A 447-nucleotide genomic window follows, 5' to 3' on the forward strand; every position below is an offset into this window, starting at 1 on the left:
ATGGTCCACACACCATTACCGTGACTGCAACAGATGCAGCAGGCAATGCAGGTACCGATACAGCAGTGGTGACGATTGATACTAGTGTTCCAGTTGTATCTTTAGATGACTTAACTACTAATGACACAACTCCTGCTTTAACAGGGGTAATTAATGACCCAACAGCCACTGTGGTTGTGAATGTGGATGGCGTTGATTATCCGGCAGTGAATAACGGTGATGGTACTTGGACGCTTGCAGACAATACTTTGCCTGCATTAATAGATGGTCCTCATATTGTAACTGTAACTGCAACTGATCCAGCTGGAAATACTGCTACAGATACAGCTACGCTTACTATTGATACAGTACCTGCAGACCTGATCGGTGCGATCACGATTCCTGAAGACTTAAATGGCGACGGTATCTTGAATGCAGACGAGCTAGGCACAGACGGTACCTTCAATG

Annotated in this window: 1 protein-coding gene; it reads left to right on the forward strand. The window is 45.4% G+C overall.

Translation table 11 applies throughout. The features are described from left to right. Positions 1–447, forward strand: a 447-nt coding sequence (locus ACTJJG_RS19035) for an Ig-like domain-containing protein (RefSeq protein ID WP_440609001.1), incomplete at both ends; no start/stop codon positions are given.

It is taken from the genome of Acinetobacter sp. 22512 (assembly GCF_052044755.1).
In the GTDB taxonomy this organism is placed as follows: domain Bacteria; phylum Pseudomonadota; class Gammaproteobacteria; order Pseudomonadales; family Moraxellaceae; genus Acinetobacter; species Acinetobacter pittii.